Annotated in this window: 12 protein-coding genes; 6 read left to right on the top strand and 6 right to left on the bottom strand. The window is 75.6% G+C overall.

Annotated features, from left to right (window positions below; all coding sequences use genetic code 11):
* Window positions 1–4 precede the first annotated feature (4 nt).
* A complete protein-coding gene (locus PH190_RS30580) occupies window positions 5–763 on the bottom strand; it encodes an MFS transporter (protein WP_337993780.1) in 759 nt (252 codons plus the stop codon).
* 114 nt (window positions 764–877) lie between these two features.
* Between PH190_RS30580 and cofG the strand changes: the two genes are divergently transcribed.
* The 4 genes from cofG (at window position 878) to yhjD (ending at window position 5,949) form a co-directional block, all read left to right on the top strand.
* Window positions 878–2,212 (top strand): 7,8-didemethyl-8-hydroxy-5-deazariboflavin synthase CofG, encoded by a 1,335-nt coding sequence (gene cofG / locus PH190_RS01765; RefSeq protein ID WP_274229789.1) that lies wholly within the window; start codon window positions 878–880, stop codon window positions 2,210–2,212.
* The gene (locus PH190_RS01760; protein ID WP_274229788.1) at window positions 2,209–3,309 is read left to right on the top strand and encodes an FO synthase; all 1,101 of its coding nucleotides are present in this window, start codon (window positions 2,209–2,211) and stop codon (window positions 3,307–3,309) included. The genes cofG and PH190_RS01760 overlap by 4 nt, the downstream gene beginning before the upstream one ends.
* 14 nt (window positions 3,310–3,323) lie before the next feature.
* Window positions 3,324–4,787: a flavin-containing monooxygenase gene (locus PH190_RS01755; RefSeq protein WP_274229787.1), complete on the top strand. Its 1,464-nt coding sequence runs from the start codon at window positions 3,324–3,326 to the stop codon at window positions 4,785–4,787.
* Between the two features lie 94 nt (window positions 4,788–4,881).
* The gene (gene yhjD, locus PH190_RS01750; RefSeq protein WP_274229786.1) at window positions 4,882–5,949 is read left to right on the top strand and encodes an inner membrane protein YhjD; all 1,068 of its coding nucleotides are present in this window, start codon (window positions 4,882–4,884) and stop codon (window positions 5,947–5,949) included.
* A 19-nt stretch (window positions 5,950–5,968) separates the two neighbouring features.
* On the opposite strand, the gene PH190_RS01745 is transcribed toward yhjD, so the two are convergent.
* Window positions 5,969–7,288 carry a PucR family transcriptional regulator gene (locus PH190_RS01745; RefSeq protein ID WP_274229785.1) on the bottom strand — a complete coding sequence of 440 codons (1,320 nt, stop codon included), beginning with the start codon at window positions 7,286–7,288 and terminating at the stop codon, window positions 5,969–5,971.
* Window positions 7,289–7,525: 237 nt separating this feature from the next.
* On the opposite strand from PH190_RS01745, the gene PH190_RS01740 reads away from it, so the two are divergent.
* Window positions 7,526–8,470, top strand: a complete 945-nt coding sequence (locus PH190_RS01740; protein WP_274229784.1) for an alpha/beta hydrolase — start codon at window positions 7,526–7,528, stop codon at window positions 8,468–8,470.
* 11 nt (window positions 8,471–8,481) lie between these two features.
* Window positions 8,482–9,993 (top strand): flavin-containing monooxygenase, encoded by a 1,512-nt coding sequence (locus tag PH190_RS01735; protein ID WP_274229783.1) that lies wholly within the window; start codon window positions 8,482–8,484, stop codon window positions 9,991–9,993.
* Between the two features lie 12 nt (window positions 9,994–10,005).
* On the opposite strand, the gene PH190_RS01730 is transcribed toward PH190_RS01735, so the two are convergent.
* From PH190_RS01730 to PH190_RS01715, 4 genes are all read right to left on the bottom strand, one after another.
* Window positions 10,006–11,463 carry an AMP-binding protein gene (locus tag PH190_RS01730; protein WP_274229782.1) on the bottom strand — a complete coding sequence of 486 codons (1,458 nt, stop codon included), beginning with the start codon at window positions 11,461–11,463 and terminating at the stop codon, window positions 10,006–10,008.
* An 8-nt stretch (window positions 11,464–11,471) separates the two neighbouring features.
* Window positions 11,472–12,683 carry a D-alanyl-D-alanine carboxypeptidase family protein gene (locus PH190_RS01725; protein WP_274229781.1) on the bottom strand — a complete coding sequence of 404 codons (1,212 nt, stop codon included), beginning with the start codon at window positions 12,681–12,683 and terminating at the stop codon, window positions 11,472–11,474.
* 72 nt (window positions 12,684–12,755) lie between these two features.
* Complete coding sequence (locus tag PH190_RS01720; protein ID WP_274229780.1) at window positions 12,756–13,805, bottom strand: PA containing protein; 1,050 nt, start codon at window positions 13,803–13,805, stop codon at window positions 12,756–12,758.
* A 151-nt stretch (window positions 13,806–13,956) separates the two neighbouring features.
* Window positions 13,957–15,327 (bottom strand): primosomal protein, encoded by a 1,371-nt coding sequence (locus tag PH190_RS01715; RefSeq protein ID WP_274229779.1) that lies wholly within the window; start codon window positions 15,325–15,327, stop codon window positions 13,957–13,959.
* Between the last annotated feature and the right edge of the window lie 14 nt (window positions 15,328–15,341).

Below are 15,341 nucleotides of genomic sequence, written 5' to 3'. Positions count from 1 at the left end.
CCGGTCAGCCCCAGCGCGAGCGCCGCGGTGCCCAGGTCCAGGCCGCGCCCGACGAGCAGCGGGACGAGGTTGATCGTCGTCGCGTAGAGGCCGAACGCGCCGACCGTATCACCGCGGTGACGACGGCGAAGCGGGGGCTGCGCAGGACGACGCGGGCGTGGTCGGCGTCGCCCGCACCGCCGGCGACCCGGTCGTGCGCCCGCCACGGCGGGGTGAGGAGGACGGCGTGCAGCGGCACGGTGACGACGGCGAGCACGACGGCGAGCACGCCGAAGACGCCGCGCCAGCCGAGCGGGCCGAGCAGGGCGGCGGTCAGCGGCGCGAAGACCGTGCTCGAGAAGCCGGCGACGAGGGTCAGCGTCGTCAGCGCGCGCACCCGGGCCTCGCCGTACCAGCCGGTGAGCGCGGCGAACGCCGGCGGGTAGAACGTCGCGGCCTGGGCCAGACCCGCGAGCGCCCAGGCGGCGTAGAACAGCGGCAGGGTCGGGGCCGTGGCGATCGCGACGACGGCGAGGACGCCGACGACCGAGCCGGTGGTCATCACCACACGCGGCCCGTGGCGGTCGATCAGCCGCCCGACGACGATGCCGGCGCCGGCGGAGACGAGCGCGCCGACCGAGAACGCGCCCGTGGCCGCCGCGACCGACCAGCCGGTGTCGGCGCTGATCGCGCCCACGAGCACCGGGAACGCGTAGTAGAGGACGCCCCAGCTCACGATCTCCGTGACGCACAGCGCGGCCAGCGCGCGGCTCCGGGGCTCCACGCCGCCCACCCTGGACCACCGCGCTCCGGCGTGGCGCGCGGGCGAGGACGTGGCGATCCCGGCGTCAGCCGCGAGTCATGCCGCATCGCTCGCACGGGCGCGTAGGTTCGGGACGTGGTCTTCCTCGCCGATCTCCCGGATCCCGCGCCGCCGCCGCGCGGGCTGGTGGAGCTGCCGGAGCCGGCGGAGCCGTCGCGCACCGACGTCCGGGTCGCGCTCGGGCGGGCCGCGGACGGCGCGCTCGCCGACGACCCCCAGGACCCCGCGGCCCTCCTCGACGCGACGACGCTGCTCGCGGCGCGGGGCGAGGAGCTCGACGCGCTGCTCGGGCTCGCCGCCACCCGCCGCGACGCGCACCTCCGCGCCGAGGGCCGCCCGGGCGTGGTCACCTACAGCCCCAAGGTCTTCGTCCCGCTGACCCGCCTGTGCCGCGACCGCTGCCACTACTGCACGTTCGCGACGGTCCCGGGGCGCCTGCCTGCGGCCTACCTCGAGCGCGACGAGGTGCTCGAGATCGCCCGCGCCGGCGCCGCGCAGGGCTGCACCGAGGTGCTGTTCACCCTCGGCGACCGGCCCGAGGAGCGCTGGTCGGCGGCCCGCGACTGGCTCGTCGCGCACGGACTGGGCACGACGCTGGACCACGTGCACGACGCGGCGCAGGCGGTCCTGCACGAGACCGGCATGCTCCCGCACCTCAACCCCGGCGTCATGGACCTCGTCGAGCTGCAGCGCCTCCGCGCCGTCGCGCCGTCGATGGGGATGATGCTCGAGACGACGGCCACGCGGCTGTGGTCGCGGCCGGGCGGCGCGCACTACGGGTCGCCGGACAAGGAGCCCGCGCTGCGCCGCCGCGTCGTGGACGACGCCGGCCGGGCCCGGGTGCCCTTCACCAGCGGGATCCTCGTCGGCATCGGCGAGCACCGGGCCGAGCGGGCGCAGTCGCTGCTCGTGCTCGCGGAGTCGGCGCGGCGGGGCGAGCACCTCCAGGAGGTGATCGTCCAGAACTTCCGCGCCAAGCCCGACACGGCGATGCGCGGGGAGCCCGACGCCGAGTTCGACGCGTTCGTCGCGGCGGTCGCCGTCGCACGGCTGATCATGCCACGGGGTGTCAGTGTCCAGGCGCCGCCGAACCTCGCCGGCGATCTGGACGACAGCGCGAGCGCGGCCCAGGACCAGGCCCTGCTGCTGCGCGCGGGCATCGACGACTGGGGCGGCGTCTCCCCGGTGACGCCCGACCACGTCAACCCCGAGCGCCCCTGGCCCGGGCTCGACGCGCTGCGCGACGTCACCGCCGCGGCGGGGTTCACCCTCACCCCGAGGTTGACCATCTACCCGCGCTACGTCCGCGACCCCAACCGCTGGCTGCACCCCGACCTCGTCGACCCGGTGATCGCGCTGGCCGACCCCGACGGGCTGGCCCGGGTGCGCCGGCCGGCAGCGGCGCGGTGAGCCTGCGCCCGCACCTCGCGCGCGCCGAGGCGGCCCCCGCCGGGCTGCCCGACGACGCCTACGTCGACCTGCTCGGCGCCGACGGCGAGGAGCTCGAGGCGCTCTGCGCGCTCGCCGACGGGGTGCGGCGCGACGCCGTCGGCGACCAGCTGACCTTCGTCGCGAACCGCAACCTCGACACCGCCGTCGTCCGCGACCCCGGCCACGCCACCGCGCTCGTCGACGAGGCCTGGACGCTCGGGGCCACGGAGATCTGCGTGCAGGGCCCGCTGCCGCCGGACGTGCCGGACCGGGCGCCGCTCGACCTCGTCGCGCTGATCACCGGCCGGGTGCCGATGCACCTGCACGCCTTCCGGCCCGCCGAGGTCGCCGACGCCGCGGCGCGCCTGGGTCTCGACGCCCGCGACTTCCTCGTCGCCGCGCGCGAGGCGGGGCTCGGGTCGGTGCCGGGCACCGCGGCGCGCATCCTCGATGACGAGGTCCGCGCCCTGCTCACCGGCGGCACCGACATCCCCGCCGCCCGCTGGACCGAGCTCGTCACCACCGCGCACGAGGTCGGGCTGCGCTCCACCGCGACGATGGTCTACGGGCACGTCGAGACCCCGGTGCAGCAGGTCGCGCACCTGCGCGCGCTCGCCGCGATCCAGGACCGGACCGGCGGGTTCACCGAGTTCATCCCCATGCCGATCCAGCCCGAGGCGCTGCCGCCGGAGCTGCGAGATGGTGGATTCCCTGACGTCCAACGACAGGCTGGACGCCAGGCTGGCAACCCTGGTGCGCGGGAGACGCGGGCGCTGTACGCGGTGGCGCGGCTGGTGCTGCACGGGCGGATCGACCACGTGCAGGCGGCCTGGCCCAAGCTCGGGCCCGAGCTCACGACGGCCGTGCTGCGTGGGGGTGCCGACGACGCCGGCGGGCTGCTGCTCGACGGCGCCCTGGACCCCGCGGCCGGGGCGGAGGCGGGGCGCCAGCTCACGCTCGCGCAGGTCGAGGAGCTCGCCGCCGCGCTCGGGCGCACGCCGCGCCAGCGCACGACCCTCTACGGCGACGCGCCCGCCGACCGCCGGGCGGTGCTGCGGGAGGCGCAGCCGCAGTGAACACCGGGAGCACCGTGAGCACCGAGGTCGACGTCGCGGTGGTCGGGGCCGGGTTCGCCGGGATCGGCCTGGGCATCCGCCTGGCCCGGCGCCGGCGCGAGTCGTTCGTCGTCCTCGAGCGCGCGCCCGGGGTCGGCGGCACGTGGCGCGACAACCGCTACCCGGGCGTGGCGTGTGACGTCCCCTCGCACCTGTACTCGTTCTCGTTCCGCCCCAAGCCCGACTGGTCGCGGGTGTTCGCGCCCGGCGCGGAGATCCACGAGTACCTGCGGGAGTGCGCCCGCGACGAGGGCCTCGACCCCCACCTGCGCCTCGGGACCGACATGCAGCGCGCCCGGTGGGACGGCACGCGGTGGCGGATCGCGACGTCGGCGGGGATCTACCGGGCGCGGGTGCTCGTCGTCGCCGCCGGGCGCCTGTCCGAGCCGCGGATCCCCGAGATCGCGGGGCTCTCGACGTTCGACGGGCCGGTGTTCCACTCGGCGCGCTGGGACGGGGCCGCGGCGCTCGCCGGGCGGCGCGTCGGGGTGGTCGGCACGGGGGCGTCGGCCGCGCAGATCGTGCCCGCGCTGGCCGGGACCGCGTCCCACCTCGTCGTCTTCCAGCGCACCCCGCCGTGGGTGGTGCCGCGCGGCGACCGCGCCTACTCCCCGGACGAACGCCGCGCCTTCGCCCTCGACCCGGCCGCCGAACGCGCCCTGCGCGAGGAGCTGTTCGACGAGGCCGAGCGCGCCATCGACGCCCGCCGCCGCGTGCGCCCCGACATCGACCGGCTCCGCGACCGCGCCCTCGCGCACCTGACCGCGCAGGTCCCGGACGCCCGTCTGCGCGCCCGGCTGCGCCCCGACTACGAGATCGGGTGCAAGCGCATCGTCATCTCCGACGACCTCTACCCCACCCTCGGCCGCGACGACGTGACGCTCGAGCCCAGCGCCCTCCAGCGCGTCGAGAAGTCGACGGCGATCGCCGCGTCCGGCGCCCACCACCCGCTCGACGCCCTCGTGCTCGCCACCGGCTTCTGGACGACGCGGCTGCCGTTCGCGCAACGCATCGAGGGCCGCCACGGGCTGCTCGCCGACCGCTGGGCCGACGGCATGACCGCGCACGCCTCCACGGCGGTGCACGGCTTCCCCAACATGTTCGTGCTCAACGGCCCCAACGCGAGCCTCGGGCACAACTCCGCCGTCTACATGATCGAGACGCAGATCGACCACGTCCTCGGCGCGCTCGACCACCTCGCCGCCGGCGACGGCACGCCGCTCGAGGTCACCGTGGCGGCCGAGGAGGCCTACACCCGCGAGATCGACGCGATGGGCGCGGACACCGTATGGCTGCAGGGCGGGTGCCGCAGCTGGTACGTCGACGAGGCCAGCGGGCGGCTCACCCTGCTCTGGCCGGGCACCGCCCGCTCCTTCCGGGCGCGCAACGGCGAGTTCGACCCGCGGCCGTACGGACAACCGCCCGTCGGCGGTGGGTGACCCGCGCGTGGGGGGCCGCCACCCGGGGTAGCTACCCCGCGCGCGGGCTCGCCGGTCCGCGGCCAGTCGGGGACCGCGAGGGGACGCGCGAGCGATGAGCAGCACCGCCAGCACGGCCGGCACGGCCGACACGGACACGTCGAGCGAGCCGACGCAGCTGGAGAAGCTGCGCGCCCGGTACCCCTGGCTCGACCACCTCGTCCGCGCCGCGAGCCGCTACACCGACAAGCACGGTGACCACTACGCCGCGGCCATCACGTTCTTCTCGATCCTCGCGCTCGTCCCGATCCTCATGGTCGCGTTCGCCGCCGCGGCGTTCGTGCTGGCCAACAACGAGGCGCTGCTGACCCAGATCCAGCAGAGCATCACCGCGGCCGTGCCGCCGGGCCTGGGCGACCTGCTCAACTCGGTCATCGACCAGGCCATCGCCCAGCGCAACGCGGTCGGCATCATCGGTCTCCTCGGCGCCCTGTTCTCCGGGCTCGGCTGGATGGGCAACCTGCGCGAGGCCCTCTCCGAGCAGTGGGACCAGCGCGGCGAGCCCCCGACGATCGTCAAGAAGTACGCCGGCGACCTGTTCGCCATGATCGGCCTCGGGCTCGCCTTCGCACTCTCGTTCGCGATCACCGGCGTCGGCACCGGCCTGTCGAACACCATCCTCGGGTTCCTCGGGCTGGCCGACGAGACCTGGGCGGGCGTCCTGTTCTTCCTCGCCGGCCTCGTCATCACCCTGGCGGCGAACTGGCTGGTCTTCCTCTGGGTGATCGCGCGCCTGCCCCGCGAGCCGGTGACGCTGCGCTCGGCCGTGCGCGCCGCGCTGTTCGCCGCGGTCGGGTTCGTGATCCTGCAGCAGGTCATGACGGTCTACATCTCGAGCGTCACCAGCTCGCCCGCCGGCGCGGCGTTCGGCCCGATCATCGGTCTGCTGGTGTTCGCGAACTTCGTCTCGCGGTTCATCCTCTTCGTCACCGCCTGGGCCGCGACGCTCAAGGAGAACGAGCGCGAGGAGCTCCCGGAGCCGGCGCCGGTGATCGTCCGGCCGGCGGTGACGGTCGGGCGCACGCCGGGCCCGCGGGCCGCCGCCGGGCTGCTCGGGGCGGGCGCGCTGCTCGGGGTGCTGGGTCTCGGGTACGGGGGCCGGCGCCGCCGCGACGAGCAGTAGCCCGGCCCGCTGCGCCTGCTCAGCCGGCCGGCGCGCTCGACCCGGACGGCCCCAGCCACGCGCACGCGAGCAGCGCGAGCTCGACGTCGAGGCGGTCGTCGCCGAGGGGGCGGCCGCGGACCTCGTGGGCGCGCCCGACGCGGTACTTGACCGTGTTGCGGTGCACCTGCAGGCGCTTGGCGGTGCTCGCGAGGCTGCCCCCGGTCGCGAGGAACACCCGCAGGGTCTCGCGCAGCCGCTCGGCCCCCGGGTCCGGGTCGGCCAGCGGGCCGAGCACCCGGCGCACCCACGCCAGGGCGCCGTCGCGGTCGGCGCAGAGCAGGGCCACCGCGCCGACTTCGTCGAACACCGTCACCGCCGGCGGCTCCCCGCCCCCGGCGAGCGCGACGTCGCGGGCCCGTCGTGCCTGGTCGTGGGTGGTGCGGAAGCCCTCGACCCCGCCGGCCGGCGACCCGGCCGCGACGTGCAGCCCCGGGGCGTGGCGGGCGAGGACCCCGGCGACGACCTCCCGCGACGGCGCCGCGTCGTCGCGGCAGGGCAGCCACGCCCACGCGCTGTCGGCGTCCCAGGGCACCACGAGCGGACGGCCCGCGGCGCCCAGCGCGGTACCGACGTCCAGCGCCACGCGCTCGAACGTCCCGAACCCGGCCCCGTCCGCCCCGGCACCGTCGCCGGGGTCGCGCCACACCACGAGCCCCAGGTGGACCGCCGAGAAGCGGTAGCCCAGCGTCGACTCCACCGCGAGCCGGTCGTCGGGTGCGCTCGCGGCGCGACCGGCGAGCACGTCGCGCACGCGCGCCACCCGCAGCGCGTGCCGGCCGCGGCGCCCGCGCTCCCGCTCGGCCTCGTAGGCCGCGACGACGTGCTGGGTGACGTGGTCGACGTACTCCATGACCACGAGCACGATGCGCTGCGACGCGGCCGCGGCCACGTCCCCCGCCCGGCGGGTGGCCTCGGCGAACGCCCACTCCATGAGGTGCGACTGCCCGACGCGGTAGGCCCGGATCAGCGCGTTGACCGGCACCTCGTGCTGCGCGAGCCGCTGCGCGTACGCGACGGCCGCGGCCGGTGGCTCGACGGCGCGCGGGTCGAGATCGTGGCGCAGGACGTGCAGGATCGTCTCGACGTTGCCCTCGACGCTCGCGCCGAGCAGGTCGCGCAGGGCGGGGTCGCCGCGCAGGTCGTCGATCCGGGTGGCGAGCACGTCGCTGATCGACGCGCTGACCTCGCCGCGGCGCGGGCCGAGCGCGGCGGCGACCTCGGCGACCTCACCCGCGACGTCCGTGACGTCCGCCGCGGCGCCGCCACGGGCCGGGCTCGCCGAGGGCTCGATCGTCACCACCCCGCGACCACCACCCTGCGACCACCACCCGGGGTCCCGACCGCCGCTGTCGGCCCTCCCGCGCGACGGTAGCCGTCCGGCGGAGTGGCGACCAGCACACGCTGGGTGTCCGGCGCCGCCCGACCGGGCGGGGACAAATCCGCGCGCAGCCTTCGTGCCCCGGGGACGAGGCGCGGTGCGTGTGTGCTCGGTCACGGTGAGGAGGCCGACGTCGTCGACCCCCCAGGAGCCCCCGTGCCCGTCCACCCCGAGGCCCAAGCACTGCTCGATGCCCTCGTCGAGCAGGGCATGCCGCCGATCGAGTGCATGACCGTGCCGCAGGCGCGCCAGGCGACGGCCGCGTTCGTCGACCTGCAGCCGCCGGCCGAGGACGTCGCCGACGTGAAGAACCGGGCCATCCCCGGTCCCGCCGGCGACATCCCGGTGCGCATCTACACGCCGTCCGGCGACCTCCCCCACGGGGTGCTCGTGTACTTCCACGGCGGCGGCTGGGTCATCGGCGACATCGAGACCGTCGACCGCCCGTGCCGGCAGATCGCCAACGCCGCGGGCGTCACCGTGGTGTCGGTCGACTACCGCCTCGCCCCCGAGCACGTGCAGCCCGCGGCCTTCGACGACTGCTACGCGGCGACGGTGTGGGTCGCCGAGCACGCCGAGGAGCTGGGCGTCGACGCATCGCGCCTCGCGGTCGGCGGCGACTCGGCCGGCGGTCACCTCGCGGCCGCGGTCAGCCTCGCCGCGCGCGACCGCGGCGGCCCGGCGATCGCCTTCCAGCTGCTCATCTACCCGGTCGTCGACTTCGACTGGACGAGCCCCTCGATCAACGACAACGGCGAGGGCTACCTGCTCGGCCGCGCCACCATGCAGTGGTTCTGGGCGCACTACCTCGGCGCCACCGACCCGAGCGACGACCCGTACACGTTCCCGCTGCGCGCCCAGGACCTCAGCAACCTGCCCCCGGCGTTCGTCGCGACCGCCGAGTTCGACCCGCTGCGCGACGAGGGCGAGGCCTACGCCCGCAAGCTCGAGGCGGCCGGCAACACCGTCACCGCCACCCGCTACGACGGCATGATCCACGGCTTCCTCTGGACGCTCGGCGCCACGCCGTCGGGCGGCCGGATGGTCGACGACGCCGTCGCCGCCATGCGTCCCGTCCTGAGCGCCACCGTCAGCGCCTGAGAGGAGCACCCGTGACCATCACCGAGAACGCGCCCGCGGGCGCGGCCACCGGGGCCGACGGCGTCGAGCACGTCGACGTCCTCGTCATCGGGGCCGGCGTGTCCGGCATCGACGCCGGCCACCACCTGCGCGAGCGCTTCCCCGACAAGACCTTCGCCATCCTCGAGAAGATGCCCGGACGGGGCGGGACCTGGTGGACCCACCGGTTCCCCGGCGCCCGTTCGGACTCGGACCTGTTCACCTACGGGTACGCCCACAAGCCGTGGCGCGGGCCGTCGATCGCCACCTCCGAGGAGATCACCAACTACCTCGACGAGGTCATCGAGGAGGACGACCTCAAGGCGGCGATCCGCTACCGCCACGAGGTCACCGCCGCGTCCTGGTCGTCGTCCGACCACCGCTGGACCCTCGACGTGCTGCGCGGGGACACCGGCGAGACGGTGCGGATGACCTGCGACTTCCTGTGGATGTGCCAGGGCTACTACAACCACCAGGACCCCTACCGCCCCGAGTGGCCGGGGATGGAGGACTTCCGCGGGGTCATCGTCCACCCCCAGACCTGGCCCGAGGACCTCGACTGGGAGGGCAAGCGCGTCGTCGTCATCGGCAGCGGCGCGACGGCCGCCACGGTCGTTCCGGCGATGGCCGAGAAGGCCGCGCACGTGACGATGCTGCAGCGCACGCCGACGTTCGTCGCCGCGGTGCCGAAGACCCACGAGCTGGCGGTGCAGCTGCGCGCGCTCGACATCCCCGAGGACTGGACGCACGAGATCCTCCGGCGGGCCTACATCGAGCAGTTCAACGAGCTGACCCGGATGTGCCTGGAGACCCCGGAGGAGGCGCGGCAGTTCCTGCTGGGGGAGATGCGGCCGTACCTCCCCGAGGGCTACGACGTCGAGAAGGACTTCAACCCGGGCTACCGCCCGTGGCAGCAGCGGATCGCGGTCGTGCCCGACGGCGACATCTTCACCGCGATCAAGGAGGGCCGGGCGTCGGTGGTCACCGACACCATCGACACCTTCACCGAGACCGGCATCCGGACCTCGTCGGGCCAGGAGCTCGAGGCCGACATCGTCGTGTCCGCCACCGGGTTCAACCTCAGCGCCCTCGGCGACATCCCGTTCACGGTCGACGACGAGCCGGTCGACGTCTCCCAGGCGGTCACCTGGCGCGGGATCATGATCTCGGGCATCCCGAACATGGCCTACGTCTTCGGCTACTTCCGGCACAGCTGGACGCTGCGCGCCGACCTCGTCTCCGACCTGGTCTGCCGCCTGCTGGCGCACATGGAGGCCAAGGGGGCGACGACGGTGACGCCGACGCTGCGCCCCGAGGACGCCGACATGGAGATCCGGCCGTGGTCGGACCCGGAGAACTTCAACTCCGGGTACGTCATGCGCAGCCAGCACAAGATGTTCAAGCAGGGCGACCGTGCGCCGTGGACGCACATGCACGAGTACGCCGAGGAGCGGCACACGCTGCCCGCGGCCGACCTCGACGACGGGTCCTTGCAGTACCGGTAGCGGTACAGCCGGTCACTGCTGGAACGACGACCGCCGCACCTTGCCCGCGTCGTCGCGCAGCGGTCCCGCGGAGCGTCGCCACACCCGTGGCCGCTTCGCCCGGGACAGCCGCGCGGCGGCGTGGGCGTCGAGGTCGGCGTCGGTGACCTCACCGGCCGCCGGGTCGAGCTGCACGACCGCGTGGGGCACCGAGCCCAGGTCGTCGTCGGGGGCCCCGACGACGACGCACGACACCACCGCCGGGTGCTCGAGGACCGCGGCCTCGACCTCGGCGGGGTACACGTTCTGCCCGCCGACGACGATCATGTCGCCGGCCCGGTCGGCGAGGTAGAGGTAGCCCTCGGCGTCGAACCGGCCCATGTCGCCGAGCGACTCCCAGCCGCCCGGGCGGGTGCGGGGCTCGGCGCCGACGTAGCGGTAGGTCACCCGGCCGGGCTCGGGGCGCAGCCACAGCTCGCCGACCTCGTCGACCGCGCAGCGCCGGCCGCCGTCGAGGGTGCGGGCCTCGATCTCGCCGCCGGTGACCCGCCCGACCGAGCCGGGGTGCGCGAGCCACTCCCGGCCGGTGATGGTGGTGCGCGCCTGCGCCTCGGTGGCGGCGTAGCCCTCGAGCACGCGGTCGGGGCCGAGCCAGTCGATGACCGCGCGCTTCACCGCGGGCGGGCACGGCGCGCCGATGTGGAAGAGGGTGCGCAGGGCGGGCAGCTCGGGGAGGTGGGGCTCCCGCACCATCCGCCCCATCATCGTCGGCACCGCGTAGATCCAGGTCGCGGCGTGGTGCTCGGCGAGCTGCAGGGCCCGGGCGGCGTCGAAGCGGCCCATGAGCACGACGTGGTTGCCGGTCATGAGCCCGAGCAGCGAGAACAGGTACGGCGCGTTGTGGAACAGCGGCGCCGTGCAGAGCAGCACGCCGTCGGGCTCGATGCGGTAGACCGGCGCGCGGGTCGTGACGGACCCGGTCGTGCCCGGCTCCCCGGCGACGATGACCTTGGGTCGCCCGGTCGACCCGCCGGACGTCGGTGCCTTCCACGCGGGCGGGGCGGGCGCGGGCGGCGGCGGGGTGTCGGGGCCGGCGGGGCGGTGCCCGAGCGGGAGGACGTCGGTGCCCTCGGGGGCCGCGACGTCGGTGCCGGGGGCGAGGCCGACCACGACCGGCGGGCGCACGACGTCGAGCACGGCGGCGAGCTCGCCGGGCGCGAGGCGGTGCGACACGGGCTGCGGGACCGCGCCGAGCTTCCAGGCCGCGAGCGTCAGCGCGTAGTGCTCGGCGACGTTGGGCAGCGCGATCGAGACGAAGTCGCCGGGACCGACGCCGCGGTCGGCGAGCTCGTGCGCCCACCGGTTGGCGTGGGCCTCGAGCTGCGCGCGCGTCCACGTCGCGGTGTCGTCGGTGACCGCCGGCCGGTCGGGGCGCTCGCGCGCCAGTCGCGTGAACGCCTCGCCGAGGGGCTCGTCCGCCGGCCCGTCCACCCCGGAGGTCATCGGCGCCCGGCGCGCAGCGCGACGAGGCCCCCGACGCCGGCGACGACCGCGATGAGCAGCAGCGGTGTGCCCCAGGACGACGACGCCGCGCCCGACTCCGGCGCGACGGTGTCCTCCCCGTCGTCCTCCCCGCCGTCGGGCGGGGTGGCGAGCTCCGGGTCGGCCGACCGCTCGTCGGTCAGCGTGCCGATGCCCTGCGGGTCGGTCAGCGCGAAGCCGTGGTCGAGGAGGGCCTGCGCCTGCTGGTACATCGGCACCGGGCGCTGCTCGCCGCGCATGAGCACCACCACCAGCCGCCGCCCGTTCTGCTCCGCGGCGCCGATGAAGGTGTGCCGGGCGTCGTCGGTGAACCCGGTCTTGCCGCCGATGTAGCCGGGGTAGCCGGAGGTCAGGAGCCGGTTGTCGTTGACGACCTCGAACGGCGGGTTGTCGGCGTAGCCCGGGAACGGGATGCGCCGGGTGGCGACGGCCTGCGCGAACGGCTCCTCCCGCATGGCGACGCGGAAGATCGAGGCGAGGTCGTAGGCCGAGGTCTGCATGCCCGGGCCGTCGAGCCCCGACGGCGTGGCCGCGCGCGTGTCGAGCGCGCCGATCTCGCGGGCGGTGGCGTTCATGAGGTCGACGGTGGCCGGGACGCTGCCGGTGAGTCGGACCGCCAGCGCGTGGGCGGCGTCGTTGCCCGAGGCCATCATCATCGAGTCGAAGACCTGGCGGATCGTGTACTGCCCGCCGGGCCCGATGCCGACCCGGGTGCCCTCCTGGTCGGCGTCCTCCTGCGTCCCGGTGATCGTCTCGTCGAGCGGGAGCCGCCGGGCCACGAGCAGGCCGGTGAGGGTCTTCATCAGCGACGCCGGGCGCAGCCGCGCGTGCGGGTTGCGGACGGCGAGCACGGCGCCGGAGTCGAGGTCGGCGAGCACGTAGGACACGACGCCGACGGCCGGCGCGGCCGGGGCGCCCGGGGCGACCGCGTCCCCGCAGGTGCCCATGCCGGGGCCGCCGACGGGCGGGTCCGGGACGGGGAGCGGGGTGGGCTCGGCCTGCCCGGGCTGCGGGACCTCCGAGTCGTCGACCGGCGGGCCGGGCGCGGTGCCGAACGGGCAGTCGACACCCGCCGGGGCGGCGCTCGCCGTGCCGGCGAGACCCGGCAGGGCGCCGAGGAGGAGCGCCGCCAGCACCGTCAGGAGCGCCAGCGGCCGTCGGGAACGCACCGGGGCGACAGTAGACGCCGGTCCTGCGCCGCCCGCGGGCGCCGGGCCGGGCCGGGCACCCGGACGGGCGCCTCAGCCCTCGGCGCCGTGCTCCGTCGGCAGCTCGGCGCCGTTGACCTGGGTGTCGCGGGCGGCCGGCTTGCGGCTGCCGCGGCGGGCGGTCGGGCGCGGCGCGGGCATGGAGCCGGCGGAGCCCCCGCCCGGGCCGAGGATGATCTCGGCGAAGGTGGCCATGGCCTCGTCGAGGTGCCCGGCGTTGCGGCGCTCGGACTCCTCGTTGGCCTGGCGGACCAGGGCGACGACGGCCTCGTGGTCGGGGCGGTTGACCAGGGTGCCGTCGAGGCGGTCGAGGCCGGTCTCCACCGACGTCGACAGCGCACCGACGCGCTCGCCGAGGCCGGACTCGACGCCGTCGAGGCGGGTGCCGACCTGGTCGAGGCGGCTGGTCAGCTGCTCGAGGCGGCGGGTGACCTCGCCGACCTGCTCCGCGGTCTCGCTGCGGGTGGTGGTGGCGTCGGTGCGCGCGGCCTCGCGGGTCCCGGTGAGCTCCTCGGACACGCCCTTGGCGAGGTCCTCGAGACGGTCGCGCAGGCCGGCGTCGACGGCGTCGACGCGCTCGCGGACCGGGCCGGTGACCGCGGCGGGCAGCCCGTCGAGGCGCATCTCGTGGCGGTCGAGGCGGTTGTCGAGGTCGTCGAGGCGCTTGTGCAGCCCGGAGATCCGGTCCTCGAGCCCGTCCATGCGGCCCGCGACGCCCTCGAAGCGGCCGGTCACGCCGTCCAGACGGCCGTCGAGCTGGGCGAAGGGGGTGGCCAGGCGGTCGGCCACCCGGTCCACGAGGCCCTCGACCAGCCGGGCCAGCGAGGCGACCGAGGACTCCTGGCTGTCGAGCTTCGCGACGGTCTCGTCGAGGCGCTCGGCGAGGACGCTCATCTCGGTGCGGTCGGGCACGTCGGAGAGGCGCTTGCGGATCGCGCCCAGCCCGTCGAGGGCCGCGAGGCGGCCGTGGATCTCGTCCAGCGAGTCGAAGATCTGCTGCTGCTCGCTGTCCCGGACCTCGGCCGCCCGCACCAGCATGCTGCGCATGCGGTCGAAGGACATGGTCTGGCTGTTGTCGATCACGCGGCGCCCATCTCTCTGCGACGGCTCCGGCCCCGGGGGCGGCCGGTCTCGGCGGTGCCGAAGCGTAAACACCCCCGGAGAGCCCACCCCATCCGGGTGATGGACAGGCAGGCTGCCGTCCACCACACGAGCACCAGGGGTGCGCTGGGCTTCAGTGCCGCCGCAGACGTCCCAGGAAGCGGTCCTCGAGCGCGCGCCACGCCGCGGCCTCGCGGTCGAAGGGCGGCGAGGGCGTCAGCCGCGTCGGGTCCGGGCGGACCACGAACGACACGAGCCACCCCAGGCTCTCCGACGGCGCGAGCGCCTCGCGGGTGCGGCTCTCGCCCGCCCAGTCCGCGGCGTCGGTGACGAGCTCGACGGCGAGCTCGAGCTGCTCGGCGTCGACGACGTCGGGGCCCTCGCCGATGTCGTCGGCCAGCCCGGCGAGCACGTAGCGGTTCTCCGGCGCCACCTCGATCTCGAGGTCCCCGCCGGTCGCGGCGGACACGACCTCCTCCCAGGTGGTGACGGCCGCGAGATCGTGGTCGTCGGCGCCCTCGCCGGCGATCCAGGTCCGCAGGGCGCGCGCGGAGGAGAAGGCCTCGATCGTCCCGGCGCGGCCGAGGAAGACCGGCTCGTCGTCGAGGTAGCACCGCAGCGTGATGACCTCGCCGTCGGGCGTGGTGATGCCGATCGGGTCGATGCCGACCTCCTCCCAGAAGCCCTCCTCGGGCTCCTCGGCGGCGTCGACGAGGTCGGTGCGCAACGACTCGCCGGTGGTGTCCTCGCGCAGCTCGGCGGGGGCGTCGTCCGGGACGTCCTTCGGGTCGTCGACGACGGCCGCCGGGTCCGCGGGGTCGTTGTCGGCGTTCTCCGCGGGCGCGGCCTCCTCGCCGTCGGCGTCGTCCGGGTCGAGGTCGCCGCCCTCGGTGGCCACCGGGGTCGCGGTCGCCCGCAGGCGCGCGGCGCGCTCCTCGTCGACCTCGGGCGTGGTGACCATGGCGTCGAGCGCGTCGACGACCTCGTCCCAGCGCTCGTCGACGACCTCGGCCAGCTCGGCCCACAGCGCCTGCCCGTCGCGGCCGGCGAAGGCGGGCGGCCCGGCGGTCAGCGCGGCGAAGGCCGGGGTCGCGTCGAGCACCTCGTGCACGACCTCGAGGTCACAGACGTCGGCGAGCGACCGGCACATGGCGGCGACCTCGGCGAGGTCGTCGAGGGTCCACGTGTCGGGGTCGCCGGCCACCAGCTCGGGGACGCCGACGACGTCGTAGCGCTGCACGTCCTCGGGGGTCAGCTCGTCGACCGAGAGCTTGACGACCACGGGCCAGGCCGGGTGGTCGGCGAGGTCGTGCTCCTGGCCCGACTCCTCCGCGCCCGCGACCCACGCGGCGAGGTCGGCGGCGTCGGCGAACGCGAAGAGCGCGTCGTCGTCGCCGAGGAACGCCTCCCACTCCTCGCCGTCCTGGCGCCACCGCGGGGCCCAGAGCGTGACGAGGTCGCCCGCGGTGAGCGCCAGCGTGATCGGGATGATGTCCTGCGCCATGCCGGGCGGCCTCC

Source organism: Actinomycetospora straminea, from assembly GCF_028737255.1.
GTDB classification, from domain to species: Bacteria; Actinomycetota; Actinomycetes; order Mycobacteriales; family Pseudonocardiaceae; genus Actinomycetospora; species Actinomycetospora straminea.
Note: the sequence above shows the minus strand (reverse complement) of the source record. Positions and strands in the feature narration are given on the sequence as shown.